Origin of the sequence: Pseudomonas hydrolytica (assembly GCF_021495345.1) — a bacterium.
In the GTDB taxonomy this organism is placed as follows: Bacteria; Pseudomonadota; Gammaproteobacteria; order Pseudomonadales; family Pseudomonadaceae; genus Aquipseudomonas; species Aquipseudomonas hydrolytica.
In genome coordinates this window covers 4,235,154-4,257,342 of record NZ_CP099397.1, presented here as the reverse complement: position 1 = coordinate 4,257,342, position 22,189 = coordinate 4,235,154, and the positions used below count along the sequence as shown (strand labels likewise).

General features: G+C 58.0%; 29 protein-coding genes, 1 tRNA gene and 1 pseudogene. 14 read left to right on the top strand and 17 right to left on the bottom strand.

What is annotated here, in order from left to right; genetic code table 11:
- Positions 1-230: 230 nt before the first annotated feature.
- Together L1F06_RS19995 and L1F06_RS19990 are read left to right on the top strand one after the other, a co-directional pair.
- On the top strand, positions 231-1,142 hold the full coding sequence (locus L1F06_RS19995; protein ID WP_011921109.1) for a DMT family transporter: 912 nt from the start codon (positions 231-233) through the stop codon (positions 1,140-1,142).
- Between the two features lie 101 nt (positions 1,143-1,243).
- Positions 1,244-1,822, top strand: coding sequence for a class III lanthionine synthetase LanKC N-terminal domain-containing protein (locus L1F06_RS19990; protein WP_003244654.1), 579 nt, complete (start codon positions 1,244-1,246; stop codon positions 1,820-1,822).
- A gap of 8 nt (positions 1,823-1,830) precedes the next feature.
- On the opposite strand, the gene L1F06_RS19985 is transcribed toward L1F06_RS19990, so the two are convergent.
- Together L1F06_RS19985 and L1F06_RS19980 are read right to left on the bottom strand one after the other, a co-directional pair.
- Entirely contained in the window at positions 1,831-2,277 is a 447-nt protein-coding gene (locus L1F06_RS19985) for a hypothetical protein (protein ID WP_129481805.1), read from the bottom strand.
- Positions 2,278-2,303: 26 nt separating this feature from the next.
- On the bottom strand, positions 2,304-2,468 hold the full coding sequence (locus L1F06_RS19980) for a hypothetical protein (RefSeq protein WP_096825672.1): 165 nt from the start codon (positions 2,466-2,468) through the stop codon (positions 2,304-2,306).
- A gap of 138 nt (positions 2,469-2,606) precedes the next feature.
- Here L1F06_RS19980 and L1F06_RS19975 point away from each other — a divergent pair, with 138 nt between their 5' ends.
- Positions 2,607-2,960, top strand: coding sequence for an excalibur calcium-binding domain-containing protein (locus L1F06_RS19975; protein WP_129481804.1), 354 nt, complete (start codon positions 2,607-2,609; stop codon positions 2,958-2,960).
- Here L1F06_RS19975 and L1F06_RS19970 read toward each other — a convergent pair.
- Positions 2,957-3,184: a hypothetical protein gene (locus tag L1F06_RS19970; RefSeq protein WP_003244658.1), complete on the bottom strand. Its 228-nt coding sequence runs from the start codon at positions 3,182-3,184 to the stop codon at positions 2,957-2,959. The two genes, L1F06_RS19975 and L1F06_RS19970, sit on opposite strands and share 4 nt — an antisense overlap.
- A gap of 223 nt (positions 3,185-3,407) precedes the next feature.
- Here L1F06_RS19970 and L1F06_RS19965 point away from each other — a divergent pair.
- Positions 3,408-3,484 (top strand) — tRNA-Met (locus L1F06_RS19965).
- 94 nt (positions 3,485-3,578) lie between these two features.
- Here the strand turns inward: L1F06_RS19965 and L1F06_RS19960 are convergent.
- The 10 genes and pseudogenes from L1F06_RS19960 to L1F06_RS19915 form a co-directional block, all read right to left on the bottom strand.
- A complete protein-coding gene (locus L1F06_RS19960) occupies positions 3,579-3,998 on the bottom strand; it encodes a type II toxin-antitoxin system VapC family toxin (protein WP_129481803.1) in 420 nt (139 codons plus the stop codon).
- Positions 3,995-4,240 (bottom strand): FitA-like ribbon-helix-helix domain-containing protein, encoded by a 246-nt coding sequence (locus L1F06_RS19955; RefSeq protein ID WP_011921115.1) that lies wholly within the window; start codon positions 4,238-4,240, stop codon positions 3,995-3,997. Before L1F06_RS19955 ends, L1F06_RS19960 begins: the two co-directional genes overlap by 4 nt.
- A 52-nt stretch (positions 4,241-4,292) precedes the next feature.
- On the bottom strand, positions 4,293-5,288 hold the full coding sequence (locus L1F06_RS19950) for a phage integrase (protein WP_129481802.1): 996 nt from the start codon (positions 5,286-5,288) through the stop codon (positions 4,293-4,295).
- A pseudogene (locus L1F06_RS19945) lies at positions 5,285-6,343 on the bottom strand (hypothetical protein); the annotation flags it as partial. The gene L1F06_RS19950 and the pseudogene L1F06_RS19945, both read right to left, overlap by 4 nt.
- Complete coding sequence (locus L1F06_RS19940) at positions 6,256-7,581, bottom strand: zonular occludens toxin domain-containing protein (protein ID WP_129481801.1); 1,326 nt, start codon at positions 7,579-7,581, stop codon at positions 6,256-6,258. The pseudogene L1F06_RS19945 and the gene L1F06_RS19940, both read right to left, overlap by 88 nt.
- Positions 7,582-7,583: 2 nt before the next feature.
- Positions 7,584-7,943, bottom strand: coding sequence for a DUF2523 family protein (locus L1F06_RS19935; RefSeq protein WP_129481800.1), 360 nt, complete (start codon positions 7,941-7,943; stop codon positions 7,584-7,586).
- 5 nt (positions 7,944-7,948) lie between these two features.
- Positions 7,949-8,698: a hypothetical protein gene (locus L1F06_RS19930; RefSeq protein WP_252576688.1), complete on the bottom strand. Its 750-nt coding sequence runs from the start codon at positions 8,696-8,698 to the stop codon at positions 7,949-7,951.
- A 252-nt stretch (positions 8,699-8,950) separates the two neighbouring features.
- Positions 8,951-9,268 carry a hypothetical protein gene (locus tag L1F06_RS19925; protein WP_177491018.1) on the bottom strand — a complete coding sequence of 106 codons (318 nt, stop codon included), beginning with the start codon at positions 9,266-9,268 and terminating at the stop codon, positions 8,951-8,953.
- Positions 9,269-9,272: 4 nt separating this feature from the next.
- Positions 9,273-9,584: a lysogeny maintenance protein PflM gene (gene pflM, locus L1F06_RS19920; RefSeq protein WP_252576794.1), complete on the bottom strand. Its 312-nt coding sequence runs from the start codon at positions 9,582-9,584 to the stop codon at positions 9,273-9,275.
- Between the two features lie 149 nt (positions 9,585-9,733).
- Complete coding sequence (locus L1F06_RS19915) at positions 9,734-10,006, bottom strand: MerR family transcriptional regulator (protein WP_115299392.1); 273 nt, start codon at positions 10,004-10,006, stop codon at positions 9,734-9,736.
- 466 nt (positions 10,007-10,472) lie between these two features.
- Between L1F06_RS19915 and L1F06_RS19910 the strand changes: the two genes are divergently transcribed.
- A complete protein-coding gene (locus L1F06_RS19910) occupies positions 10,473-10,802 on the top strand; it encodes a hypothetical protein (RefSeq protein ID WP_129481798.1) in 330 nt (109 codons plus the stop codon).
- Positions 10,803-10,813: 11 nt separating this feature from the next.
- On the opposite strand, the gene L1F06_RS19905 is transcribed toward L1F06_RS19910, so the two are convergent.
- Positions 10,814-12,658, bottom strand: a complete 1,845-nt coding sequence (locus L1F06_RS19905) for an NERD domain-containing protein (protein WP_129481797.1) — start codon at positions 12,656-12,658, stop codon at positions 10,814-10,816.
- Positions 12,659-13,181: 523 nt separating this feature from the next.
- Positions 13,182-13,826 (bottom strand): MBL fold metallo-hydrolase, encoded by a 645-nt coding sequence (locus L1F06_RS19900; protein ID WP_129481796.1) that lies wholly within the window; start codon positions 13,824-13,826, stop codon positions 13,182-13,184.
- Positions 13,827-14,301: 475 nt separating this feature from the next.
- Here L1F06_RS19900 and L1F06_RS19895 point away from each other — a divergent pair, with 475 nt between their 5' ends.
- Complete coding sequence (locus L1F06_RS19895) at positions 14,302-14,514, top strand: helix-turn-helix transcriptional regulator (protein ID WP_021264081.1); 213 nt, start codon at positions 14,302-14,304, stop codon at positions 14,512-14,514.
- Between the two features lie 38 nt (positions 14,515-14,552).
- The gene (locus tag L1F06_RS19890) at positions 14,553-15,575 is read left to right on the top strand and encodes a replication protein RepA (RefSeq protein WP_023109374.1); all 1,023 of its coding nucleotides are present in this window, start codon (positions 14,553-14,555) and stop codon (positions 15,573-15,575) included.
- A gap of 464 nt (positions 15,576-16,039) precedes the next feature.
- Here the strand turns inward: L1F06_RS19890 and L1F06_RS19885 are convergent, their stop codons facing one another.
- Positions 16,040-16,279, bottom strand: a complete 240-nt coding sequence (locus L1F06_RS19885; RefSeq protein ID WP_011806687.1) for a helix-turn-helix domain-containing protein — start codon at positions 16,277-16,279, stop codon at positions 16,040-16,042.
- Between the two features lie 144 nt (positions 16,280-16,423).
- Here L1F06_RS19885 and L1F06_RS19880 point away from each other — a divergent pair, with 144 nt between their 5' ends.
- The 5 genes from L1F06_RS19880 to L1F06_RS19860 are packed head-to-tail and all read left to right on the top strand — an operon-like array spanning position 16,424 to position 18,885.
- Positions 16,424-17,080 carry a hypothetical protein gene (locus L1F06_RS19880; protein ID WP_046720607.1) on the top strand — a complete coding sequence of 219 codons (657 nt, stop codon included), beginning with the start codon at positions 16,424-16,426 and terminating at the stop codon, positions 17,078-17,080.
- A gap of 17 nt (positions 17,081-17,097) precedes the next feature.
- Positions 17,098-17,742 carry a hypothetical protein gene (locus L1F06_RS19875; protein WP_046720606.1) on the top strand — a complete coding sequence of 215 codons (645 nt, stop codon included), beginning with the start codon at positions 17,098-17,100 and terminating at the stop codon, positions 17,740-17,742.
- Positions 17,739-18,155, top strand: coding sequence for a hypothetical protein (locus L1F06_RS19870; RefSeq protein ID WP_046720605.1), 417 nt, complete (start codon positions 17,739-17,741; stop codon positions 18,153-18,155). Before L1F06_RS19875 ends, L1F06_RS19870 begins: the two co-directional genes overlap by 4 nt.
- On the top strand, positions 18,152-18,619 hold the full coding sequence (locus L1F06_RS19865) for a putative molybdenum carrier protein (protein WP_233787626.1): 468 nt from the start codon (positions 18,152-18,154) through the stop codon (positions 18,617-18,619). Before L1F06_RS19870 ends, L1F06_RS19865 begins: the two co-directional genes overlap by 4 nt.
- The gene (locus L1F06_RS19860; RefSeq protein ID WP_046720604.1) at positions 18,616-18,885 is read left to right on the top strand and encodes a hypothetical protein; all 270 of its coding nucleotides are present in this window, start codon (positions 18,616-18,618) and stop codon (positions 18,883-18,885) included. Before L1F06_RS19865 ends, L1F06_RS19860 begins: the two co-directional genes overlap by 4 nt.
- A 6-nt stretch (positions 18,886-18,891) precedes the next feature.
- Here the strand turns inward: L1F06_RS19860 and L1F06_RS19855 are convergent, their stop codons facing one another.
- Positions 18,892-20,466: an AAA family ATPase gene (locus L1F06_RS19855; RefSeq protein ID WP_046720603.1), complete on the bottom strand. Its 1,575-nt coding sequence runs from the start codon at positions 20,464-20,466 to the stop codon at positions 18,892-18,894.
- 129 nt (positions 20,467-20,595) lie between these two features.
- Here L1F06_RS19855 and L1F06_RS19850 point away from each other — a divergent pair, with 129 nt between their 5' ends.
- Positions 20,596-21,333, top strand: a complete 738-nt coding sequence (locus L1F06_RS19850) for a hypothetical protein (RefSeq protein ID WP_023109366.1) — start codon at positions 20,596-20,598, stop codon at positions 21,331-21,333.
- Positions 21,334-21,942: 609 nt separating this feature from the next.
- On the top strand, positions 21,943-22,152 hold the full coding sequence (locus L1F06_RS19845; RefSeq protein ID WP_023109365.1) for a helix-turn-helix domain-containing protein: 210 nt from the start codon (positions 21,943-21,945) through the stop codon (positions 22,150-22,152).
- The last annotated feature ends 37 nt before the right edge of the window (positions 22,153-22,189 follow it).

Sequence of the window (22,189 nt, the reverse complement as noted above, 5' to 3'; positions counted from 1 at the left end):
TGGGCGGTCGGCCACGCTGGAAAACTGACATGGGTCCCAGGCTAGTGCGTCCGGCGCGTCCTGCGCATGCCTCCTGCGACCTTGCCAAGCTTCCAATGCCTCCGTATGGTGCAAAGCCGTCTATTCGGAAGCTACGCAATGATCGCTCAGCATTCCCCGCTCGGTGACCGCGCACAACCGGCCAAACCCCTTTCAGATAAACGCCGCCCTGTAGGGGTGGCGCTTGCTTTATGAACGCACTCAACCATTCCCGCTCGCTGGCTTTCTTCGGCTTGTTGCTGGCCAATCTCTGCTGGTCCGGCAATGCCCTGGTGGCGCGTGCCTTCGCCGGTGAGATCGCGCCGTTCACCTTGTCGTTCTGGCGCTGGTGCCTGGCGTTAGCGCTGCTGCTGCCATTCGTGGCCGTGCCGCTGTGGCGCCATCGTGCGGCCGTGGCCAAGGCCGGCTGGCGCTTGCTGGTGCTCGGTGGCCTGGGCATCGCGGGCTACAATTCGCTGCTCTACAGCGCCGCGCAAACCACCGCGGCGATCAATATCTCGCTGGTCAACACCTGCCTGCCGCTGGTGACCTTCATCGGCGCCGGGCTATTGCTCAACGAATGGCCGGCACGCCGCGCCTGGTGGGGCATGCTGGTGGCGGTGGTGGGCCTGGCGGTGCTGATCAGTCAGGGACAGTGGAGCCGTCTGGCCAGCCTGTCGTTCAATCAGGGTGACCTGATCATGTTGCTCGCCGTGGTGGACTGGGCGTTGTATTCGCTGCTGCTGCGGCGCTGGGCCGCCTACCTGCAGCCTATTCCGCCGCTGGCCCTGCTGGGCGTGTTCATCCTGCTTGGGGTACCGCTGATTCTGCCGTTCTACCTGTACGAACTGGCGCAGGGCGTGCAGCTGGCGCTGAACGTCGCCAACCTCTCGGCCATCGCCTACACCGCCGTGTTCGCCTCGCTGCTGGCCTACCTGGCCTGGAACCACGGCATCCGCGTGGTCGGCGCCGCCAAGGCCGCGCTGACCAACTACCTGATGCCGGTGTTCACCGCGCTGCTGGGCTGGGTGCTGCTGAACGAGAGCCTGCAGCTCTATCACTGGCTTGGCGCCGCGATGATCTTCGGCGGCCTGCTGCTGGCGACCCGGCCGAGTAAGGCCTGACTTCCAAGCGCCCTTCGGCGGCGCTTCTGGCCGGGCTGCCGCTCCTTGACTAGCCTTCGAACTTCAGTGCTGTCGTTCATGGCCAATCAGGAGGGCTCGTCATGCCTGCTTTCACCTATACCGGAAACTACTCAAGCCTGTCCGGATGGATGTGGTTCACGGATCGGCTGGATATCGCCGACGAAGGCTGGAAGCTTCACGTCAGTGGCAATGCGCGGTTTGGCCAGGCCATTCTGGATCGCGTTCTGCCGGTTTTGCAGAACGGCATGGTCGGCCACAAATTCCTCGCCACCAGCGAGGAGGTGGAGGCGCTGCATGGCCTGCAGCGCGGCAAGATGCTCGCGGTGTACCCGGACAGCATCGTGCAGGCATTCATGGTGGTAACGGAAATCGACCGCGCGTTGGTTGGCGTGGTCGGTCGGCACGATGTGCCATGCATCGTGCAAGAGAAGTGGGTTGGACGTACGGTCGTCTACACCCGCTACGGTGCCTATAACAGCAGCATCTACCACCCCACTCGCGACATCTACGTCGATGACAGTATCGGCGAAACCGCGCCGCCCTGGGTTTCCGACCCTTGGGGGCTGTACTCGGCCAACCCGGATTGGCGCGCCGTCACCGCGCACCAGCCTTGGCCCAGGCACTCGAAGGAAGGTCACCGGCGCATGGGGCGCAAGTGATGAGCCGGCTACTCCGGCTTGAGCATCACAAAGGCTTCGCCGCCCTTGCGGTCGTGCATCAGGATGAACTGCTGCCCGGCAATCATCATTTTCACTGGCACCCGACTCGGCACCGTGGTGCCTGCGCTCACCGCCGCGGCAGTCAGCAACTGGCGGGTCAGGGTCGCATCCTCCTGCACCTCGCTGGTGACCACACACTCATGACCGGCCTTGACCTGGATGCCCAGGCTCTTGTCGGCATTGAAGCCGATGGTGGCAAAGCCCATGTCGGTGACTTCGCTGACGCCGTGCTGGCGCGCCACGCTGTGCGCCTCGGCGAAGCTTGGCGCCGTCTGCAGACAGATGTCGCGAAACGCCTGCACCACAGGCGAAGTGACCGGCACCGGCGGCTGCGAACCCAGATTGGCGCAGGCACCCAGCAGGGTGAAGCTGACGAGCGAGGCGAATTTCTTCATCACATCTTCCTTAATGAGCTTTGGATTCAGGGTTGTTGGCACAGGTCATGGCCGAGCAATTGCGAAGCCAGCCCCTTGGCCAGGTAGGTTTCCACCACTCGGCCATCTGCACATTCGGTCTTGTGACCGATGGCGATACCGATGGACAGCAGCACGAATAGTGCCAGGCCGAGATTCTGGATAGGCGTCATGACGGGCTCTGAGCGAAAACAATGGCGCAGGATGCAGAGGCCGGCAGGGGATGGCAAGAGCGCCAGTGCTCAAGTCTCGCCAAGGATTCCGAGCACGACGATACTGTCAGCCATTACAGGCCAAGCAAGGATCGCGCGATGAAAAAGCTGCTCGTCATGCTGCTGCTCGGTGCAGCCTTCTGGCAGTTCTACCTGAGCAAACCCGGCAGCCCGGTGATCAGCAACATCGCCAACGACGGCTCGGTAATGGGCAACCCGGTGGTCACCCAGCCAGGCTCGGCTTTCTCGCTCGACAGCCTGCGCCCGTCGTCTTCCATCAGCCAACCAGCTGCCCAGGTCGCCGGCAACCCATACCGCTGCGATGGCCGCACTCATTGCTCGCAGATGACCTCCTGTGCCGAAGCCATTTTCTTTCTGAGCAACTGCCCTGGCACCAGAATGGACGGTGACAACGACGGTGTGCCCTGTGAGGGGCAGTGGTGCGGACGTTAGGGTAGGGTGATCGACAGGCTGCTCAGTGCGACCTGGGCCACAAGCATCCAGACAACCGCGCTGATGATGCCCAGCACGCTGTAGCCGACCACGATCCCAATCGCGATCTGCTTCCACAGCCCGGCGAAGCGGTTGGGCTCGTGCCGATAATGAGTGGGCACATCGCGTTCCGCACGCAGATCGTCGAAGTCGTCTCTCGCTCTCAAGGTGTTCTCCTGGTTCATGGGCCAGCGCGGCGGCGCTGCAGCCGATTGCCGACGAATTTTCCGGCATCGCCCGATCGCCCCGCAAGCGCCGTTCGAGCGGTTCAAAGCTGTGCCGCAGGCTCAGAAGCGAGCTGTAGCGGGCGTTACCACCACCGAAGCCTAACCGCTTGATAAAACGTAAATTTATCGATGATCTGGGGTTGACAGCGGTAGGCGAGACGCGGAAAATGCGCGCCACGTTGGCTACATAGCTCAGTCGGTTAGAGCGCAGCATTCATAATGCTGATGTCCCAGGTTCAAGTCCCGGTGTAGCCACCATATTTTTCAAAGGGTTAGCTTAGGCTAGCCCTTTGTCGTTTCTGGGGTAGTGACTACAGAGTGACTACACCCTGTCTACAGCGGCTGATCCTGGCTAATTGCTCCAGGGATCTACCAGGGCAACGCCTAGCGTTTCGAAGTGGCGAATATTGCGAGTTGCGATCACGGCATCATGTAGCCGACCGATTGCAGCGATCTGCGCATCGGCCATATCAACCACCCGCCCTTTAGCCTCGGTTTCTGCGGCTATCTCTGCGTAATGCACAGCGGCATCTGCATCGAACGGCAGGATATTGCCCGCGAAGTCTTCATCGAACATGACCGAGGCTACATCGAGCAGTCCCTGCTTGCGTTTCCCGTCCGGCATCCTGGCAATGCCATAGAGAATTTCCGCAACGGTGATCGAGGTGATTACCAGATCCCCGACAGGCTGAGCGTCAACCCACTCCAGAACCTGAGGCGCAGGCTTGGCACGCATGAGTTCCGACAGCACGTTGGTATCAAGCAGGATCATTCATCAAAGCTCGCGGCTCGGGCTTTGGTTTTGCGTTCTGGCAGCTCAAGGTCAGCCCCACCGACAGCGGCAAAGCGGGAGTGAATACGACTGCCCAAGCCGCCACGCTTTTCTTGACGTGACAGAGCCTGCCGAATGATGAACCGGACCTCTTCTTCCATGGAGCGACCGTGGCTAGCCGCGACAATACGCAGCTGGGCTTTCAAGTCGTCGTCGAGGTTTCGAATAGTGATAGCGGCCATGGCTACCTCCTGTGGATTCAGTGCAATCATTGATAGCATACCTGCATGCAGGTTACATGCATACCACGGCATGACCGCTCTGATTGAGAGGGGAGAGCCGAAGCGCTGATTCCAGATGATCCGGTGACAGGTGGGCATAACGCATGGTCATTGTGATGGACGAGTGCCCGAGAATGCGTTGCAAGCCCAGGATGTCGCCACCACCCATCATGTAATGGCTGGCGAAGGTGTGTCGCAGGATATGGGTCATCTGGCCCGGTGTATGGAAGCCGCAACGCAGGTAGGCAGATCGAAATGCCGACCGGCAAGGCATGAACAGTCTGCCATTCCCAGGCATCCCCACCTTTAAGGCAATCTCTTCGACCTCTTTGGGGATGGGCACCGACCGGGACTGGCGGTTTTTCGTTCTGTGAAAGTGGGCCTTGCCGCCGAAGATGGCACCGCGTTGCAGCGACTCGGCTTCATCCCATCGTGCCCCCGTGGCCAAGCAGATCAGCGCAACTGGATAGGTGTGGTTGTTGGTCGAGCGCTTGCACTCTTCCAGCAGTTGTTCGACTTGTTGCAGGGTCAGAAACGTCAGCTCGGTTTGGTCGGTCTTGATCTGACGAACCTTGGCCAACGGGTTGTTGCCGACCCAGGCACCCAGGCGGATCAGTTCGGAGAAGACCGCCGACAGGTAACGCTGTTCGTGATTGACGGTATGCGGGCTTACATCCTTGAGGCGAGACTGGCGATAGCGTGCCCAGGCGAGGGCATCGAAGTTGGAGGCCATTGGATCGCCCAGGCGTTCGACGGTCGCCAATGTCCGCGCCAAACGATACTTGGCGTCCTTTAGCGAGCAGCCGTGCAGGTCATGCCAGAGCGTCACCAGATCCGACAGGCGATCATCGAGCGGTCGGCCGGTTCTGGTCAGGCTGGCGAAGAACTCCGATTCATAGCGCTGGGCTGCGGCTTTGGTCTTGAAGCCCTTCTTGCGAATGCGGCGACCCGAGCGACCGTTTTCGTAGAAGTCAGCGGTCCAGGTATTGCCGTCTTTCCTGGCCGTCATACAGCACGCCCCCAGCGCACATGCCGTTCTTCTAGGATGCCCTTGATGTGCTTATACAGGCCGTCTTCATCCATGCCCTTGGCGGCATAGTGGTCGCGGATCACTGGCCAGCACTCCCAATCCTTGAGCCGGTGAAATGCTCGCCTAGCGCCCACTCGCTCCCGTGCCAGCAGGCTGACGAAGTTTCCCAGGAATAGCTCGACGTTCTTCCCCGAGAAGCCCCGAGACGTCTTGTATTGGCGCTTGTACTCGGTTTCATCCACCAGGGAATCCACCGGCAGATCCACGCGCACGTCATCACGGATCAGTGTCCAAATGGGTTCGAAGTAGCCAGGGCGAGCCAGCAGCTTGAATTGGCGTAGGCCATAGCGCCACAGGCCGTCTAGGTGCGGAGCGAAGGCAGCGTAGCTGTTGGTTTCGATGGTCTGGCCGCTGTGCAGATCGAACGAGCCGGAGGCGAATTGCTGGATGACTGAGTGGTGATAACGCAGCTCTACGCGCCACACATCTTGATCAGGGTTGTAGTTGTCCGGGTCGGTTTCATCGAAGCTGTCGCGACGCTTCCAGACGTTCTCCCAGTAGTCGAGCTTGTCGATGGAGCGGGCCTGTTCGGTCTTGTTGTAGATACCGAGCTGGACACCACCAGCGGAGCCGAACAGGTAGGACTGGCCTTTGCCGTAGGTGGCAGACTCCAGCGTCCACTGAATTTCCTTGATGCCAGAGATATCGCGGGCAGCGCGTGCGCGGCAGTGCATGCGGGCGACCAGATCAGCGGGCGGTTGCCATCCTTGCAGGTCTAGCGCGAGATGAACGGCGCATTGGTTGCGTTCGACGTTGGTCAGTACGTGGCTGGCGTAGTAGTCCAGGCGCTCTTGCAGGCGCTCGGGCGAGAAAGCGTCGATAGCATGCGGAGATACCTCGATTTTCAGGTGTGGGCCGATGTTCTCGATTTTGGCGTTGAAGTTCTTCACCAGCAGGATGATCCCCAGGTCAGCGTTTTGCAGCTTGTACTGGTAGCCAGAATCCTTGCTGACGCGACCGGAGTGCCAGCGCTGGTAGACGGTGAGCGGCTGAGGCCATCCGAGCGGACGGGCGAAGCTGCGGACATGCCACTGGCTACCTGTCGGTTGCCACTGCTGTCTCGCTGTGGCGGTCGGCCACGGCACATGACGTGCCCGGAGTAGCCCATGGGGTGGCTGATATGGGCCATGCAGGGGCTGAGGATGCGCACGAGGTAGCCAAGCTGGCGAAGGTCGGCCAGGGACTGACCGAGCACCTGGCCGTCGCTGTCGATCACGTCGAACAGGCCTAGCTCTCTGTTCTTGCCTTCGGCCTGGGCGATCATCAGTGCACGAACCGCAAAGGTTCGCGGGGCAAAGGGGTGGTTCAGCTCACCAGCCAGTACATCAGGCGGCTGGTTAACCAGAAGATCACCAGCAGCATCAAGACGCGTATCAGCAGGAAGCGCAGGACTCGCCACACCGGGCGCAGCAGCTGGAGCAGCATCGAGCGCAGGGGCTTGAGCGCTGCTAGGAGCGCCGAACTTAGGTGTGCCGAGAGATAGTAGAGCGACAAACAGGCAGGCAATAAATGCCAGTAGAAAAAGTAGCTTCGGCGACTTGAGCAGGCTCTTTCCGGCTTTGGTGTCCTGGGTTTTTCCGGTGGCGGTGGATTGGTAGAGCCGGAAGGTCTCCTGCTTGATTCGCTTGTATTCAATGATGGTGCCTTCGGCGGGTGGCCGGTTGAGCTGGGCGTCATGCTGGGCCTCCTTGTAGCGACCTTTGATGCCGATGACGGCGAGGTTGGAATGCTTGTAGGCCATCTCGCAGGTCATGCGGATGTCGTCGCGGATGTAGCTGATGTTGGGGGTGGTGAGCACCACGTCCCAGTTCCAGTGGCGGTGGCGGGTCCAGCCGTCGAGCCAGTTCATGGGCCGGTCAGCGGCCTGGGCGGCTTCGGAGCCGCCTGGGAAATCGAAGCGCTCGAGGTCGCGTTCGCGCCAGGCTTTGGGGAAGACGAGCTGGGTTTCATCGAAGATGATGAAGGCGCCGCGGGGTGCCCACTGGAACCAGGTGCGCATGCGCTCCATGTCGGCTTGTTGTTCCAGGTCGAGGTTGATGATGTCGACCGACTCCGGCAGATCGGGCATGACCTGCAGCACCCGCTCCAGGGTGAAACCACGCACGTTGGTGATGATCAAGCGACCCTCTTTGAGGGCCGGTACGGCGTCGTCTTGAATGGCGCCGCTGGTCTTGTAGGAGCCGTTGGGGCCGTGGTGGATTTTGATCGACATGGTTAACGCCCTATGAACGGTACGAACTTGAGGGCGAAGCGGGTGGAGAGCGCCGAGAAGAGGATGTTCAGCGCCTGGGGGATGCCGAAGAAGTTAAGCGCGTTGACCACCTCGGCAGGCAGTGCACCCCAGCGCTCACGCACGGCTTCGGCTAGGCCGATGTCATCCATGACCCCTTGGGCCGCTTCATAGGCGACTTCCAGGGCGAGCAGTTGCACTTGCACCCAGGAATAGATCGCGGCTTTGGTGAGCAGGACGAGGCCGTCTTTGACGAAGTCGTAGATGCCGGAGCTGAGGAAGTCCCAAACGAATTGGAAGAAGGCGATGACTTGATCGAGAAAACCAGCGAGCCATTCGAACATGGTGGTTACCCTCTGAGGACAATGACGGCGGCCAGGGCGGCGGCAGCCAGGAGCAGGACATAGCGCAGGTAGGAGAGCTGTTCGGAGTAGTCGGCCGGGCAGATGCGCAGGGACACGCCGCCCGTGCTGATGGAGAAGGTTTCGCAGGGGAGCGAGCCGCCAGCAGCGCCCAGGTTCAGATCGAACACGCCTTTGAACAGGGCGCCGTATTCATCGAGCTTTTGGTCGAGTTCGGCGCGTGCCTCAGCAATGCGTTCGTCCCATTCGCTGAGCCCTTCGGCAAAGCTGCCCTGTTCACCCTGCTGGAGGTTGCGCGAGGGGCCGGGAGGGCCTTCTTCCTCTTCTTCCTCGCCCTGGCCATCACCCTTACCGTCACCTTCCTTGATGCCACCCGTGCCCTTGCAGTTAGGACCAGTGCATTTGGAGCTTTCCGAGGTGACGTTACCGTTGGCGTCTTTGGTGGTGTTGCTGACGTTGGTGGCCGACTCGACGTGCAGGACGATGAACTTGCCGGCGTTCTTGGAGCCGCGTTCGATTTCCACGGTTACGCGGACAGTTTCGAGCACGTCGAGGTCTTTGCAGGCGCCCCATACTTCTTCGCGGACGTCTTCGGATACCTGCATCGAGAGCAGGGAGACGCCCAGGTCCTTTTCGCCGTCCGGTTCATCGCCGAAATAGAGTTTGATCAGGTCAACGTTGTCGAACTTCACGCGCTCAGCGCTGATGAATGCCAGTTCCATAGTGGTGCGTGCCATGTTGTGTTTCCTCGCTTGGTTGCGCCTTATTGCGCGGGTTTGCCTTTCAGCAGGCCGAGCGGGTCCACACGGGCAAACTTCGCGTTTTTGCCCAGGTGGGGTTCTCGACTTGCCTAGGTTTTCAGTTAGCGCCGCTGGTGCAGCGGGTTGGGTTCAACACCAAGGGCTTTGCCCTTGTCATCCCACTCTTGCCGCCGAGGGCTCGGGAGCGCGGGGCGGTGGAGCTGCCCCACACTCACGAGCGGAGGCTATTCAGGGTGGTGGGTGTTCAAGGGTGCGCTCCGCCCGTGCTTCCGTTCGCCGGATCGATGAAGCGTGATCCGACGAGCCGGGAGCGCGGCCCTTGACCTGTTCAGCATCGGCGGCGTTGGCCGGATCGCTGGGGGCTGCTTTGCATTGGTCGATGACGGCTTCGAATGAACGAAGGAACAGGTCATCGTTCGCTTCCAGAATCTCTATGTGCGCGTGACTGATGTAGAGGCCGCCGAGTGATGCGCCGATCAGGAAGGGCAGGGACCACGACCAGAGCAGCGCGACCAGATAGCGGCCAGTGCGGAAGGAAACGGTCATGCGATCACCCCACCAGTTCGAACGGTTCGCGCAGGGGCACGAAGGGCGTTGGTTTGCCGGTGTCGTGCACAACGTGCCAATACTTCGGCGGTCGGCTCGGTGGCGTGTGTTTCTCGCAGGTATAGGCCGGCGTAACGTGGGTCCGACCATTTACCTTGGACCATTGCGCGGGGCGGCACTCGGTGCATGGTGTGGATTGGCAGGTAGCCGATGGAGACGATGCTGGGAGCATCGACCAGTTTCGATTGACGTAGCACACAGAGCAGTCGCAGTTCGCGGGGTGCGGCTGGTGCAGGTACTGGCTCAGGCTTTTCATTAGCCGACACCTCGGGCTTTACCTGGGTGAAGCTGGCTTGCAGGCGAGTGACGATTTCGGCGTTCAGGGAGCGGTTAGCCTGTTCGGCGGCTTGCTCTACCTGTGCGCGCAGGGCTGGCGGCATGCGCAGCTTGAATTGCGGGTATTCCCTAGTCATCGCTGTAATCCCCCGCGCAGAAGATGGTTTTGCCTCGGTCGAGGTCGCGGCGGATGCGGTGCAGGTTGATGACGCGGTGACGGCCGATTTTCACGGTCGGCACGGTGTTGCTTTCGATCCAGCCGCGCACCACGTCTTCGGTGATTTGCTCCATGCCCAGGAGCTGAGCCAGCACGTATTTCGTGCAGAACGGTGCGTCGCGGAAATCCGTTACGCGTTGGGCGTCTCCAGAAATCGAAAGCCCCACTACACCAGACTGTTCCATGCAATTACCCCTATAATCCGACCCAACGTTCCACTTTTGGGAACCTAATGCGGCGCTCCTAAAGCGTAACTTTTACTCTCGGAGTGAATATTACGCCAAGATTCCATTGGAGTAAATTTTACGCCTATTGATTTTTTATAAATGGACGCGGTTAGAGATAGAGCGCTTCAATTGATCAAGCGGATAGGCCCGAAACAGCTGAGCGAGCTGGGCGGGAAAAATCACGATAGGTGGAAGAACATCAGTCGGGGGGCTATCCGAATCAGCACGGTAGAGGTGGGCGTGCTTGCAGAGGCGTACCCCGAGTACGCGCTATGGCTGATATCCGGCCGGATTGAGCCTGAAAACGGCCACAGAAGCCCTGATTACGATGAAGCCAATCGAAACTTGGCCAATCCAAACGCGGGATAGCGATCACAGAAGAAGTAGCTAGGCGCTGGTACGCCCGAAGAAATGGAGAAGACCAATGAAAAGGACGCTGTTGGCACTGGCCCTAGCCGCAAGCCCCACCATCGCAGAAGAATCCAAGCCCATTGCCACCCAGGTGGGTGACGCCATCCGGCCTGCTGCCGAAGCCTACGGCAAAGGTATGCAGCAACTGGTGAACGAACTGTTCGCCGGATCCAAAGGCCCCATGGGCGAAGCCGCCCGAGCGAACCTCAAAGCCCAAGACCAAAGAGAACGCGAAGCCAATCGCGGGGTTCGACGCACCATGAAAGAGTGCATCAAGCCTGGGAACGTCATTGATGATGACGTGAAGGAGTGCATGGATGGGCTACGCGAAAAAAATTGGTGAATCTCTAGTCTTTAATTGCCGTTTCTATTGCGTCTTCTAGATGCCTTAGCCGCTTTTCTACGCGCTTTTGCTTTTTTGTTGTCTTCGGAGTTGCGACTTGAGTTAAATATTTTTGCTGGATTAAGTTTGGTTAGGTTTGGTGAAGTGATGGTTAGCTCAAATTTCTGGTTGGAAAGCTCGCAATAGTAAATCTTATCAAAAATATCTGATTCGCTGATATCTAGAGGGATTAAGTCTGCCTTGGTGTCTATAAACTCTTGAAGTCCGCCATATTTCAAGAATGCGCCTGCGTATTCTAATTCATCAGAGCCAAGAACTTTCCCATGCAGTTTTGTTCTTTGGTCGATGTAATGGAGTAAGTCTGGGAGGCCTTTATCTAAATGAAGCAGTCCGCTAATAAAACACTCAAGGTCGTTAATGCTTAAAACCCATGGGTATGGGTCAGAGGCATCTTTCTTTAGCAGGAGGCTTAGGTTGGTTGCCAAAGCTCCGAAGTCGTCTCTCGTAACACATATGCAATAAATTTTCTCATAATCCTGCGCGGAAAGACTTGCCAGCAACTCTCCCTTTTGGTTGTAAAGGTCAACATGGCCATTGGTGATCAAATTTCTCTTTAATGCATTAGCTTGGTCATACGCTTTCTGGATTCCATTCTTGCCTCTGAAGTGATCATTGATCCGCTCATACGCTTTAGATGGATCTCGTAAAGGCTCTTTAGGTGGCGAGGCTTTTGCCTCGATGACGTAAAGAACACTTTGGTGACTAATAATTAAGTCATGTTCAAATTGAGATTTTGGACTCTCAAACGCACTAGCGTAGAATTCTGCATCTAATGGGAATATGCGTCTCAATACGCTGGATGCTTTAGACTCAAGGCGGGAGTCTCGTTCCTTAAGGTATCGCTTAGAGTGTTCGCTGCGTGAAAGATAGCGTTCGAAGTTTGTAATTATAGAAAGGTAGAATGAGTTGTTTGCTAGGAAGAATAGATTCTCCCCGTCCGTTGTCAGTAAAGGCTTTAAAAGTGTAGGGCTTTCTTCGGTGATATATGTGATTTCTTGGCTTCGTCCTCTGAAAGTCACAAAGTGCTCAAGCACAAGAGATTTTATTTCACTGCCGAATTTTTCTTCAAGTGTCGATATGTTGATGGAGTGAAGCTCGTTGATATCATGCAGAAATTGATTCATTGTTGTATTCAGGTCTCCGCCTGCTGAAACCTCCTCAAGTGCTTGCTTAGGAGATAGTCCTTGAGAAAGTTTTTCAATGAATTCTAATCGGCTTTTATCAATTTTGTCGTATTGTTCTTTAAGTTTATCGTATTTTAAGAGAATGCTTTGTTCGAAGAAATCTCCTAGCTTGAGGAAGATTTCGGGTGAGGCACCAAACGACTTTGATATTTCGTCTTCAAAGCCATTAAAGCTGAAGCTGATCCAGTTTTTTATTTCGGTTGTTGAGAATTTTGGGCCTGCCATGAAATAATTGATAAATGCTGGCGCAGCCACTTCTCTATGTTTTCGCCACTCTGTAGTTAGTCCGTTGGCTTTATCGCCATTTGTCGGGAAATATGCCAGCATGTATTTCGTAAAAATTTTCTCTAGCTGCTCTGTGATCTGATCGTATTTTCCGTCATTTAGCGGCTTTGGGTTGTCTGGTTCGTTAGTTGAACAGGCAATTCCTAGTAAATATATACCCTGCCTTAGTGGTGAGCTTAAGCGTCGGCGCGCTGTCTTTCTGTCATGGTTGAAGTTGAACTGCTGGTTAGAAATAAAGTTTACTAATTCCTGTAGCGATAATTCAGCAGTGATTCGCCTTAGCTTTGATACTTCTGACATTAGCTGTTTGTGAAGAAGTTGGTTCATTTTGCGATGTCACTCTGGATTATTGGTTCTGTAATTGCAGTAGAAATACTGAATGGAAGGTTGCTCTATCCGCTGGCGGGAAGTCTTTATGTGGAGTTATTTTTTGAAATATAAAGACTGAGGTTGGGGGGTTAAAAACAAATGCTGCAATAAAAGGGCATCCCTGTCTATAAAGCGCATGCATAGATCCATTTGTTAGGACGGATAATTCCGAGAAAAAGAAGTAGCACACCATCATCATGCTTAATAGAAGGTAGCTCAATAGGCTTTGAACGCAAAGAGTCTGGAGTGACTACATTGGTCGAATCTTCTGGAAAGGACTGGTCTAGCCAGCTTGGGGGAGGTCTGAAAACCCCGTTTTATGGGGCTTTCTGGCTCAGCGGGGCGGTTCGTAGCGGATTCATAATGCTGATGTCCCAGGTTCAAGTCTCGGTGTAGCCACCATAAATTCAAGGGGTTAGCGCAAGCTAACCCCTTTTTGTTTGCGTGCGAAAAACGTTCTCAGCGAGGCTGGGCCGGCCCCTTAACCCAGCAGCCGCTCCAGCGCACTGTCCACATGCTCCTGCCATTCCCCGCGTCTCATTTCCTGAAAGCCGCTACTGCCAGAGAAGGCGCTGCCGATCACCAGATCGGGCTGCAGATCGCGTAGGCCGGCGATGCTGGTGGCCATGGTCTGGCGGTCTTCGGGGCTGTTGTGGCCGGGGATGAAGCCGGCTTTCCAGCTGCCGTCCGCGCTGCGGTAGAGGGTGTCGCCGGTGAATAGGTAGCGCTGGCCGGTCGGGCTGTGTACCAGAAAGCAGGTGCTGCCGGGGCTATGGCCCGGGCTGGGAATCACGTCGATATTGCCGAACAGCGTCTGGCGTTCGGTGAAGAGAATATCCACCGGGGCCTGTCGGCTGAAGTCTTCCTGCTCTTCTCGGTGGCCGCCAAGCCGGGTGCCGAAGCGCTGGCGTATCTGCAGCAGCGAGTCGCCGAGTTCGTCGCGGTGGCTGAGGAACTGGTAGGCAACACCGCCCAGCTCGGTCATCTGCTCGATCTCCCGGCGCAGGCTGGTGTTGTAGAACAGCAGGTTGCCGCTCTCGCGGGTCAGCAGGTAGGCGTGGGTTTTCAGGCCCGGGGCGGGGTTCTCGGTCGCGGTTTCCCAGAGGTCGGGACGAATCTGTTGCATGGCTGGCTCCTTGGTCTTGGGAGGGATGCAGGCCAGCCTGGGACCTCAGGTTAGGTTGAGGTCAAGGGAACGGGCAGGGCGATGGCGACAGGGGCGCGTTCGTTTCCTGCGCTTTGGTGTCGTCGACCATAGCCGCTTCCACCACAGGTGTGGCTCCTACCTGGGTAACAGGCAAAGAAAAACCCCGCCGAGGCGGGGTTTTTATGCGCTGACTAGATCAGACGTTAAACCAGAAATCTGTCCGTAAAGCGTTTATGGATGCGGAATTACCCCTGTTGTCACTCATCTTGTAGTCACTTCCATATACACTTTGGCCGCTGCTACCCGGAGCGAAGCCCGCGCATCGCTTGCCTGGCCCGCATCGCTGCTGTCGGATTTTTTGCTGCAAAAATTCCCTTCTGGGAATCCGTGACCGCTGCCGGGTCGCCGCCTGAAACTTCCTGCATCGACTTTCAATGTGCAGGAGGTGGGGACGATGAAAATTCTACGCCGCAAGGCCGTCTGCGAAAAGCTTGGCGGCATCAATGACGTAACGCTCTGGCGGATCACACGCGATGATCCGACATTCCCGGTATGCATCCAGATCAACAAGCGGGTTGTCGGATGGCTGGAACACGAGATTGATACCTGGCTCGGACAGAAGGCCGCTGCCGCCCGCACCGCCAACAACAACGCTGTCCATCCCTGATCGCTGCGATCCCGCCGGTCGAGGGTCAGGATTTGACGATGCGCAGCGTGGGCAATTTGCTGGACGCTGGTGTGGCAAAAGCCACGCTCAAGCGCGATCCGCTGGAGCGGATCAGGCAGAATGCCGCCGAGGTGGCGAAGCAGGCGGAGCAGCACGACGCCGCCCAAGTATTGACTCCGCGGGTACGCCACCTGATCGACGAAGCCGTGGAGCTGGAGGTCGAGCAGGCCCGCAGCGCAGGCGCGACAGGCTACATCGCGCACTTTCTGGCGCAGGCCACGCTTCCTCATACAGACCCCAAGAGCAACTACTTTGAACGCGGCACAGGCAAGCTGACCCTCTCCATCACAGCTAACCCCAAACATGGCGTGCCCTATGGCGGTCTGCCGCGCCTGCTGTTGGCGTGGATGTGTACCGAGGCCGTCCGCACAGGCAGTCCGGAGCTATCGCTGGGGCGCTCACAGGCGGAATTTCTGGAAAAGCTCGACCTGTACAACGATGGCCGGTACATCGCCAGAGTGCGTGACCAGAGCTTGCGGCTAGTCCGCTCGCTGATCTCCGTCAGCGGCGCGGACGGGGATGCACTGGGTATCGAAAACATCCTGATCGCCAAACGGGCATTTCTCTTCTGGAACGCCCGCGACACTGAGCAGCCCGCACTGTGGGACAGCTCAATCACCCTCAGTACGGACTTCTTCGAGAGCCTGACCCATGCTCCGGTGCCGATCAGAATGGAGGCGCTTCAAGCGCTCAAGAAGTCGCCTCTGGCGATGGATATCTACACATGGCTGGTCTACCGCATGTTCAGTCTGAACGTGGCGACAATCAAGGGCGGCAAGCGGCTTGCTCAGGTGCCTTGGGCTGGCTTGATGAGGCAGTTCGGCTCTGGCTATGCGAATACTCCTAAGGGGCTGGCCAACTTCAAGACCAATTTCCGCCTCCGGCTAAATGAAGCGCTGCTGTTCTATCCCGAGGCTCGGAACCACATCGAGGAAACGAAAGACCACCTGATCCTCACCCCTGCACGCCTACATATCGCAGCGACCAAGAGGAGAGGATAAGCCTGTGGGCTTTTCGGGTTGTCCACGTGACATCACTAGTAAGGCTGAAACCCTTGCCAGAGCTGGCTTTGGTGCCATTTCTGCAAGTTGTCCACGTGACATTGCTAGTCATCGGTACGTGACATCGCTAGCCGTTTTACGTGACATCGCTAGTCACGGCCGACGTGCGGAATCGCCTGTAAACCCCACTGGGACGGGGATTCAGCGAAATGGAGAGACCGCCCCTAGTAGTTCTGCTTTTAGGCTTTTCTAGTATTTATAGAAAACCTAGTAGCTGCCGCTCTTCGGCTGTGGGCAATCCTTCGCACCCTCCGGTCGCTGCGCGGCTACTCGTTATTTAAAAATAGCAGGGCTACTTGGCGTCGGCTGTTTCCAATATGCCTTCGGTGGGCCTGCCCAGTGGTCTTGCCCACTCGCTCCTTTCAGACGACATCGTAACGTTACGATAACGTAGCGTTACGATGTTACGGTGCAGGCTCCTGTCCAGCCGCCGGCGCCTCCAGCAGTACTGAAGGCTCCACCCCCAGCGCCTCGGCCAGCTTGAAGATGTTGAGCAATGCGATGTTGCGCTGCCCACGCTCAACACCCCCCAGATAGCTGCGTGCCAAGCCACTTTCCAGTGCTAGGCGTTCTTGCGACCACCCTCTGGTCTTTCTGATTTCTATCAGCTTCAGGCCGAAGCGTAGTCGGGGATCAAGGGCCATATTTCTCTCTTCTTTAAAGAGAAATGACTCTATGAGTACCCCCTCTATAGGGCTACGCCCGATAAGTACCCGCACTATGAGTGACAATTGAATGCAGGCCCCATAAAATGGCCTCTATGAGTAACAAAATGGGGGAAATGACGTATGGCAAGCGTCTGGAAGACTGCGGGGGTGGGAGCGGCGGCGGGGCTGGCAGTTCCGGTGGCTGGGCTTTCAGGTCTTGCTGCCGCTGGTCTTACGCTGATTCTTGTACTGGCGATGATCGGCGTGGGGCCTGCGCGCCTGTCACAGGCATCGCTTTGGGGGCTGTTGACCAGTGAGCTGATGCTCTATCTACTGATTTCGCTGGCGATCTTCACGCTGTCCTTCCGCTTTCTGGCGCGCTTGCAGGCCCGCTGTCAGGCCCTTGTCGCCAGGATCAACGCCCAGCAGGGACTGTCATTCGATGCTGGACATCTCCTGGGTTATCCCGCACCGGCATTCCTTGTTTTTGACTCTCAGAATCGCAAGATCGCGGCCTGTGATGTGGTCAATGACGCATACAAACTGCACGACTTCTCCTGGCTGCTTGGTTGGCGGATGACCTGGCGCGAGGTCGAGAGCATGGAGATGAACGGCGGCAGCCGTCAGGTCAACGCCAGCGGCATGAGCGTGCCGACCTTCGAGCGCACGGTACGCGCCAAAAACTTCGCCATCGAGCTGCAAACCGCCGATCCGCAACGACCAGTGCTCAGTTTTCCCATGAGCCGTCGGGCGGCGGAAACCTGGTGCGCCCGGCTCAATACCCTCTTCAACGGATAACCTCGCGAGGAACTGCGATGAAACACTACCGGAGCTTGCTGCTTCTGCCTTTTGTATTGACGGGCTGCGCCACAACCGACATGCAGGGGGCGTTGGATTCCCTGAACGGACTAGGACACTCCATTGGGACCAGTCTGTCGCAAGCGGCTACGCCCGCAAGCGCGGCAAGTCGCAACAGCTTGCTGGGCACTCCACTACATAACGCCTTGCGCCACAATCTGTCTACCGACGGTCGCGCCCCGGAGTGGCCCAAGGTGGTGATCAGCAATCTGCAAATTCCGGCTGATCAGATGACGCTGACCCGCAGCCTCACGCTCAAAGCCAGCGATTGCATTCACTTTGACGCAGTGCTCTGGCACGACGCCAAGCGCTCCGAGCGCTTCAGCAATCTGTCGCTTTGCGCACCGGAGTTGCCGAAACAGTCGAACAATTTCGTGCTGACCTGGAAGAGCTTTTCCATCTCCGGAAAAACCAGTGGTCAGGTTCGCAGCGACGGCCCAATCCCACCGTACAGTAAGTTGCCCGGCGACCCAGCGATGGAACGCTGGCTGATGAATCAGTTCGGCCTTTACTATGTCGGTTCACTGTTGACGCTGGTCGGCTATGACCCCAACTTCACGGTCGATGACCGCCGCTTCTGGATCAGGAACATCAAGGGATGAAAGCGTTGCTGCTGGCGGCCATGCCAGTGATGCTGATGGATGGCACTGCCCCAGACCTCAACCACTGGTTGCGGATCGAGCCAGCCATCGTAGCCGCCGTGGAATGCCGTCAAGCCTTGCCGTTGCACGTACTGGACGGCATTGCGCCCAATGCTCCCGGCAGTTGGTCGCTGACGCCGGCGCGCAGCTTCACGGCATTCGGCCTGCCGGTGAAGCGGATCGAGCTGCTCATCGACCCGGATGGTGAATTGGGTGCGAGCTATACCGCAGTGATCGAAAAGCGCAGCCTGGCACAGGTGCGCAAGCAACTGACACTTGCCAGCCAGCGCGGACGCATCGGCCAGCTCTCGGCAGATCAGCCCGGCGCAGAGGTTCAAGTGAGTTGCACGGTCGCCGCAACGGGGCAAGGGTGAAAATTCAGCGCATCCTCTCCGGCGGCCAAACCGGCGTAGACCGGGCGGCGCTGGATTTCGCCATTGCCCGGCAGATTCCGCACGGCGGCTGGTGCCCGGCAGGCCGACGGGCCGCTGATGGCGTACTGGATGCTCGCTACCAGTTGATGGAGACCGAATCCAGCGGTTATCGCCAGCGTACCAAGCGCAATGTGCTGGACGCTGACGCCACGCTGATCATTTACTGGGACAGGCTAGAAGGTGGCAGCCTGCTCACTCGCGATCTGGCGGCGGGACACGGCAAGCCGCTGCTGCTGTGCGATTTGCATGCCCCTACAGAAGAGCTGTTGGCGGCATGGCAAGACTGGTTGGTTAGCCATCCCATCGCTATTCTCAACATTGCTGGCCCGAGTGAAGCTCGCAACCCCGGTATTTACTTGCAGGCGAGCGCACTACTGGCGCTTTTTTTGGAGCACGGAACATGAACCCATCTGACGCCCGCTGCGCGACACCTTATATCTATTCGGGTGAGCTGCAGATCCGCCCCGAAGTGGATGCCGCGCTGGCTGCGCTGAAAGACAAACCCTATACCGCCATCCCCAGCTGGAAAAACGACGGAACCTGGGAGCTGTGGACGGTGGAAGGCGACGGCGAAACCGAACCCTGCATCATCAGCGGCCCATCGACCACTTACCCCAGCGAGGCCGATGCACTGGCCGCCGGTGCGGCCTGGCTATCCGGACAACGCTGAGCAACCTCAATTCCATCCCTCGCTAACAAAGCCAACACCACGGTGACTGATCTCGACCAGCGGCCTGATGTCTTGCACCTGGACGATTCCTCGGTCATCACGAGCTGCCGAACCCAAGGCCCGCTGCAGAACCAGACGCACACTGCGCGGTGGCAAGGCTTGCAGACGGGACAGGACATCATCATCCAGTCGCTCGGCAAAGGCAGTGCCCCAGCTCGCTTCGTCGCGCAGACGGTTGTAAATTGACTGCGCAATGCTTCTGACCTGCTCCGGCTTGGGTGGTTGAATGTGCAACACCGTCAGCCGTGAGCGTAGCGGCCCCGGAATCGCCTCCAGCTCATTCGCGGTCGCCATCCAATTCACATGACTGGCGTCGATGGCAAAGTCGCGGATCGACAGGTCGATGAAATCTCGCGCACTGCGCGGTTCCAGCAAGGTATAGAGCGCGGCCAGCGGGTCGTATTGCGGTCGCCCGTTGCTGGCCTTATCCAGCTCATCGAGCACCACCACCGGGTTGGCCAGTGGCTGGTAGGCCAGCAGCTCAAAGAGCTGGCCTGGCTCGGAATTGCTCCAAAATGATTCGGAACCGGCGAGCGGCGAACTTGATTGCGTACTCGCCATGTCGAAGACCCGGAACGGTAGCACGAGCTGATCGGCAAGCCAGCGTGCCGCCTCGGTTTTGCCGATGCCCGCCGGGCCGACCAGCAACACGGCAGGCCAGGACACCCGGCCATCGCCCAGACTGGACAAGGCGAAGTGATCACGCATCAGCTCGGCCAGTTCATGGAAGTTTGGAAAGGCCTGCGCGAACTCATCCAGAAGGGCTTTCCAGTCCGGGGGCAGCAGGCCCAGTTGGCGGCTACCATGGCCCGCCCGCTTGATCCGCTCCGCCATCGCCTGTGCGCGCTTGAACTTGTCGTCGCCTTTCGGTCGGTGGCGATCCACGAACGTCTCCAGCCCGGCTTCATCGAGAAAGACGATGCTCGGCAAGGGCATTGATTTAGCGGTTTCTGTCGGCTGCTCCTGAACCTGTTCCGGTTTGGCTTCACTCGGGACGGGCTCATCTTCAACCGCTATGGCGGCGCGTACATCTTCGGTCGTCACCTTGCCCAGATCGAGCACCACCTGCTGTACACCCTGTTCGACGATGAGCTGGCGGCTGCGGCGCACTTCTTCGGCAAACAATCCTTGGATGCCGTCGTGTTGCGGGCAGCGTTTCGGACGGATGCCGTCCCCGACAACCTGTACACCGCAAACGGGGCATTTTTGCAGCGAAAGGTGCTTGGTCTGGGCAATCAGATCGAACACGGCTGCTGCACGTTCGCTGTGGCGTCGCGGCGGCTGGTAATGAATGGCCAGGCGATCCCGGTTGCAACTCACCGACAGTGAGCCCTTGCGTGCGACCACTGTGGGCGGCAGCAGATATTCCACCTGGGCAAACAGATGTGCCACCACGGCCAAATGCCCCGGCGCGGGTTCGACGATTTGCCGGGCAAGCCAGGGGTGTCGCGCCTTGAGCGCAGCAATGGCGGCTTCGTATTCCCGCAGGCGCAACGGGCGGGCTTGCTTTGGTTTGCGCATGATGGCCTCTCAGATTGCCTAACTATAATTTACTATAAGTGCGATTTACGCGAATCGCCAAGCTCCGTACTCTCGTCTTGTCAGCCAATAAGTCTTATAGTGATTTACAGTGAATTTAGAGATCCCGACATGCCAACCCTTGCCAACGAACAATTGCCAGGCTTTGCCGCCGCCTTGATACGACTGCGCGGGGAAACGCTGGGGCGGATCGCTGAAGCCACCGGTATCCGCACTGCCAACCTCTCGGTCTGGCTACGTGGCAAAGAGCAGGTGATCTCCGCCAAACGACTAGTCGGCCTGTTGCACCACCTCGGTGTGGAAGGCGGGCGCCTGCGTAGCGACGTGTTGCACCAGTGGCAGGATCGTGGGGCACTGGATGACAGCAAGCTCGTGCTAGGCAAGCTGCTGGCCGACAAGCAGTCGGTGTGGTTGTTTCAGGATGAGCAGCCGGGGCTTATCAAGACCCGCTTTCTGTTGGCTGGCGATGTGCTGATCCGCATGGAGATCGAGCCGGGCGTCGATCAAGCCCTTGATTTGGCGACAGTCGTCAGGGTGGATCGTGTCATCAGCACCCCTACAGCATTGGCCGGGGTACCAATCGACTCGTTGGCATCTGCGCGCAACGTCCTCTTGGCCCTGGCGGAGCAGACCGCATCGGACGTGGGTGACGAAGAGCTGCTGGAAGGGCTGATGTTCCGTCTGACCGAAACATTAGGCAGTAATGTCACTTCAGCGCAGGGCTGGCAACAACTGGAGCAGGCGCTGCGCTTTGCATTCAACGCAGGAGCCCAGCCTGGCGACATCGCCAAGCTGGTTGATAGCCATTTCCGCAGCGGCGGCAACGCGGACATGCCGCCAGCTCAGTAGGCAAAAAAATACGCTGCTTCCAGCCTCTGGGCTTTCAAATCGAACTGCGCTGATCGCAATAACCGTTGGCTGGTCACATGCCCCGTTACTCCCTATCTGGCACTACGTTGTTTCCAACAAGGCGCAACGTTCTTTCCAATGCTCTGTTGTTCGGGCACATGATCAGGCAGCGAAAAGCTAATTTCCGGCCACGTACATTCCAAAGTTGTACAACGTACATTCCAAATCCCTCGACTGTTATTGCTTATCTTGTGCCCAGGTTAGTGAGTAACGGGGCATGGGTCTTTGTGACCAGCAAAAATTATCTGTGCGATCAGATCGGGCTGCCGGCTAACTGTGTAAACAGTGTGGCGGCATGCTGGCAACAACGTGGCAACCTTGTGCGAACAATGTGTTGAATGGGTGGCAAGGATGGTGGCGACAATGTGGTCACCCTATGGCGACAGTGTGTAGCCATGGTGGTGACAGTGCGGCACTGCGCCCCTTGTTACCACATTCAACTCACAAGGGCAGTAGCCAAGAACAATCTTGCTGCTTCCGCAGCATTCAAATGATAGACTCCAAACGACTTAAGACGACTTTCAACTGCAACCTTCGAGCGCCATCGACATGAGCACAGAACCGTGGGTTACCGCCGATCACGTCGCCCAGCACTTGGGCGTGGCCAAGGACACCGTGTACCGCTGGCGCGAGCGCAAGGGTCTGCCCGCACACCGCGTGGGGCGGCTGTGGAAGTTCCAGCTCTCCGAGGTGGATGAATGGGTGCGTGCAGGCGGCGCAGATGAAGATGTCGGTGAGCCGGGGAGTCGGCATACATGAGCTCCATGGCATTCCCCCGCCAGAACAACGGCGGTAG

Excerpts from the sequence above, each read along its gene's own strand:
- L1F06_RS19995 (WP_011921109.1), top strand. The coding sequence starts at position 231 with ATGAACGCACTCAACCATTCCCGCTCGCTGGCTTTCTTCGGCTTGTTG.
- L1F06_RS19990 (WP_003244654.1), top strand. The coding sequence starts at position 1,244 with ATGCCTGCTTTCACCTATACCGGAAACTACTCAAGCCTGTCCGGATGG.
- L1F06_RS19985 (WP_129481805.1), bottom strand. The coding sequence starts at position 2,277 with ATGAAGAAATTCGCCTCGCTCGTCAGCTTCACCCTGCTGGGTGCCTGC.
- L1F06_RS19980 (WP_096825672.1), bottom strand. The coding sequence starts at position 2,468 with ATGACGCCTATCCAGAATCTCGGCCTGGCACTATTCGTGCTGCTGTCC.
- L1F06_RS19975 (WP_129481804.1), top strand. The coding sequence starts at position 2,607 with ATGAAAAAGCTGCTCGTCATGCTGCTGCTCGGTGCAGCCTTCTGGCAG.
- L1F06_RS19970 (WP_003244658.1), bottom strand. The coding sequence starts at position 3,184 with ATGAACCAGGAGAACACCTTGAGAGCGAGAGACGACTTCGACGATCTG.
- L1F06_RS19960 (WP_129481803.1), bottom strand. The coding sequence starts at position 3,998 with ATGATCCTGCTTGATACCAACGTGCTGTCGGAACTCATGCGTGCCAAG.
- L1F06_RS19955 (WP_011921115.1), bottom strand. The coding sequence starts at position 4,240 with ATGGCCGCTATCACTATTCGAAACCTCGACGACGACTTGAAAGCCCAG.
- L1F06_RS19950 (WP_129481802.1), bottom strand. The coding sequence starts at position 5,288 with ATGACGGCCAGGAAAGACGGCAATACCTGGACCGCTGACTTCTACGAA.
- L1F06_RS19940 (WP_129481801.1), bottom strand. The coding sequence starts at position 7,581 with ATGTCGATCAAAATCCACCACGGCCCCAACGGCTCCTACAAGACCAGC.
- L1F06_RS19935 (WP_129481800.1), bottom strand. The coding sequence starts at position 7,943 with ATGTTCGAATGGCTCGCTGGTTTTCTCGATCAAGTCATCGCCTTCTTC.
- L1F06_RS19930 (WP_252576688.1), bottom strand. The coding sequence starts at position 8,698 with ATGGCACGCACCACTATGGAACTGGCATTCATCAGCGCTGAGCGCGTG.
- L1F06_RS19925 (WP_177491018.1), bottom strand. The coding sequence starts at position 9,268 with ATGACCGTTTCCTTCCGCACTGGCCGCTATCTGGTCGCGCTGCTCTGG.
- pflM (WP_252576794.1), bottom strand. The coding sequence starts at position 9,584 with ATGAAAAGCCTGAGCCAGTACCTGCACCAGCCGCACCCCGCGAACTGC.
- L1F06_RS19915 (WP_115299392.1), bottom strand. The coding sequence starts at position 10,006 with ATGGAACAGTCTGGTGTAGTGGGGCTTTCGATTTCTGGAGACGCCCAA.
- L1F06_RS19910 (WP_129481798.1), top strand. The coding sequence starts at position 10,473 with ATGAAAAGGACGCTGTTGGCACTGGCCCTAGCCGCAAGCCCCACCATC.
- L1F06_RS19905 (WP_129481797.1), bottom strand. The coding sequence starts at position 12,658 with ATGAACCAACTTCTTCACAAACAGCTAATGTCAGAAGTATCAAAGCTA.
- L1F06_RS19900 (WP_129481796.1), bottom strand. The coding sequence starts at position 13,826 with ATGCAACAGATTCGTCCCGACCTCTGGGAAACCGCGACCGAGAACCCC.
- L1F06_RS19895 (WP_021264081.1), top strand. The coding sequence starts at position 14,302 with ATGAAAATTCTACGCCGCAAGGCCGTCTGCGAAAAGCTTGGCGGCATC.
- L1F06_RS19890 (WP_023109374.1), top strand. The coding sequence starts at position 14,553 with ATGCGCAGCGTGGGCAATTTGCTGGACGCTGGTGTGGCAAAAGCCACG.
- L1F06_RS19885 (WP_011806687.1), bottom strand. The coding sequence starts at position 16,279 with ATGGCCCTTGATCCCCGACTACGCTTCGGCCTGAAGCTGATAGAAATC.
- L1F06_RS19880 (WP_046720607.1), top strand. The coding sequence starts at position 16,424 with ATGGCAAGCGTCTGGAAGACTGCGGGGGTGGGAGCGGCGGCGGGGCTG.
- L1F06_RS19875 (WP_046720606.1), top strand. The coding sequence starts at position 17,098 with ATGAAACACTACCGGAGCTTGCTGCTTCTGCCTTTTGTATTGACGGGC.
- L1F06_RS19870 (WP_046720605.1), top strand. The coding sequence starts at position 17,739 with ATGAAAGCGTTGCTGCTGGCGGCCATGCCAGTGATGCTGATGGATGGC.
- L1F06_RS19860 (WP_046720604.1), top strand. The coding sequence starts at position 18,616 with ATGAACCCATCTGACGCCCGCTGCGCGACACCTTATATCTATTCGGGT.
- L1F06_RS19855 (WP_046720603.1), bottom strand. The coding sequence starts at position 20,466 with ATGCGCAAACCAAAGCAAGCCCGCCCGTTGCGCCTGCGGGAATACGAA.
- L1F06_RS19850 (WP_023109366.1), top strand. The coding sequence starts at position 20,596 with ATGCCAACCCTTGCCAACGAACAATTGCCAGGCTTTGCCGCCGCCTTG.
- L1F06_RS19845 (WP_023109365.1), top strand. The coding sequence starts at position 21,943 with ATGAGCACAGAACCGTGGGTTACCGCCGATCACGTCGCCCAGCACTTG.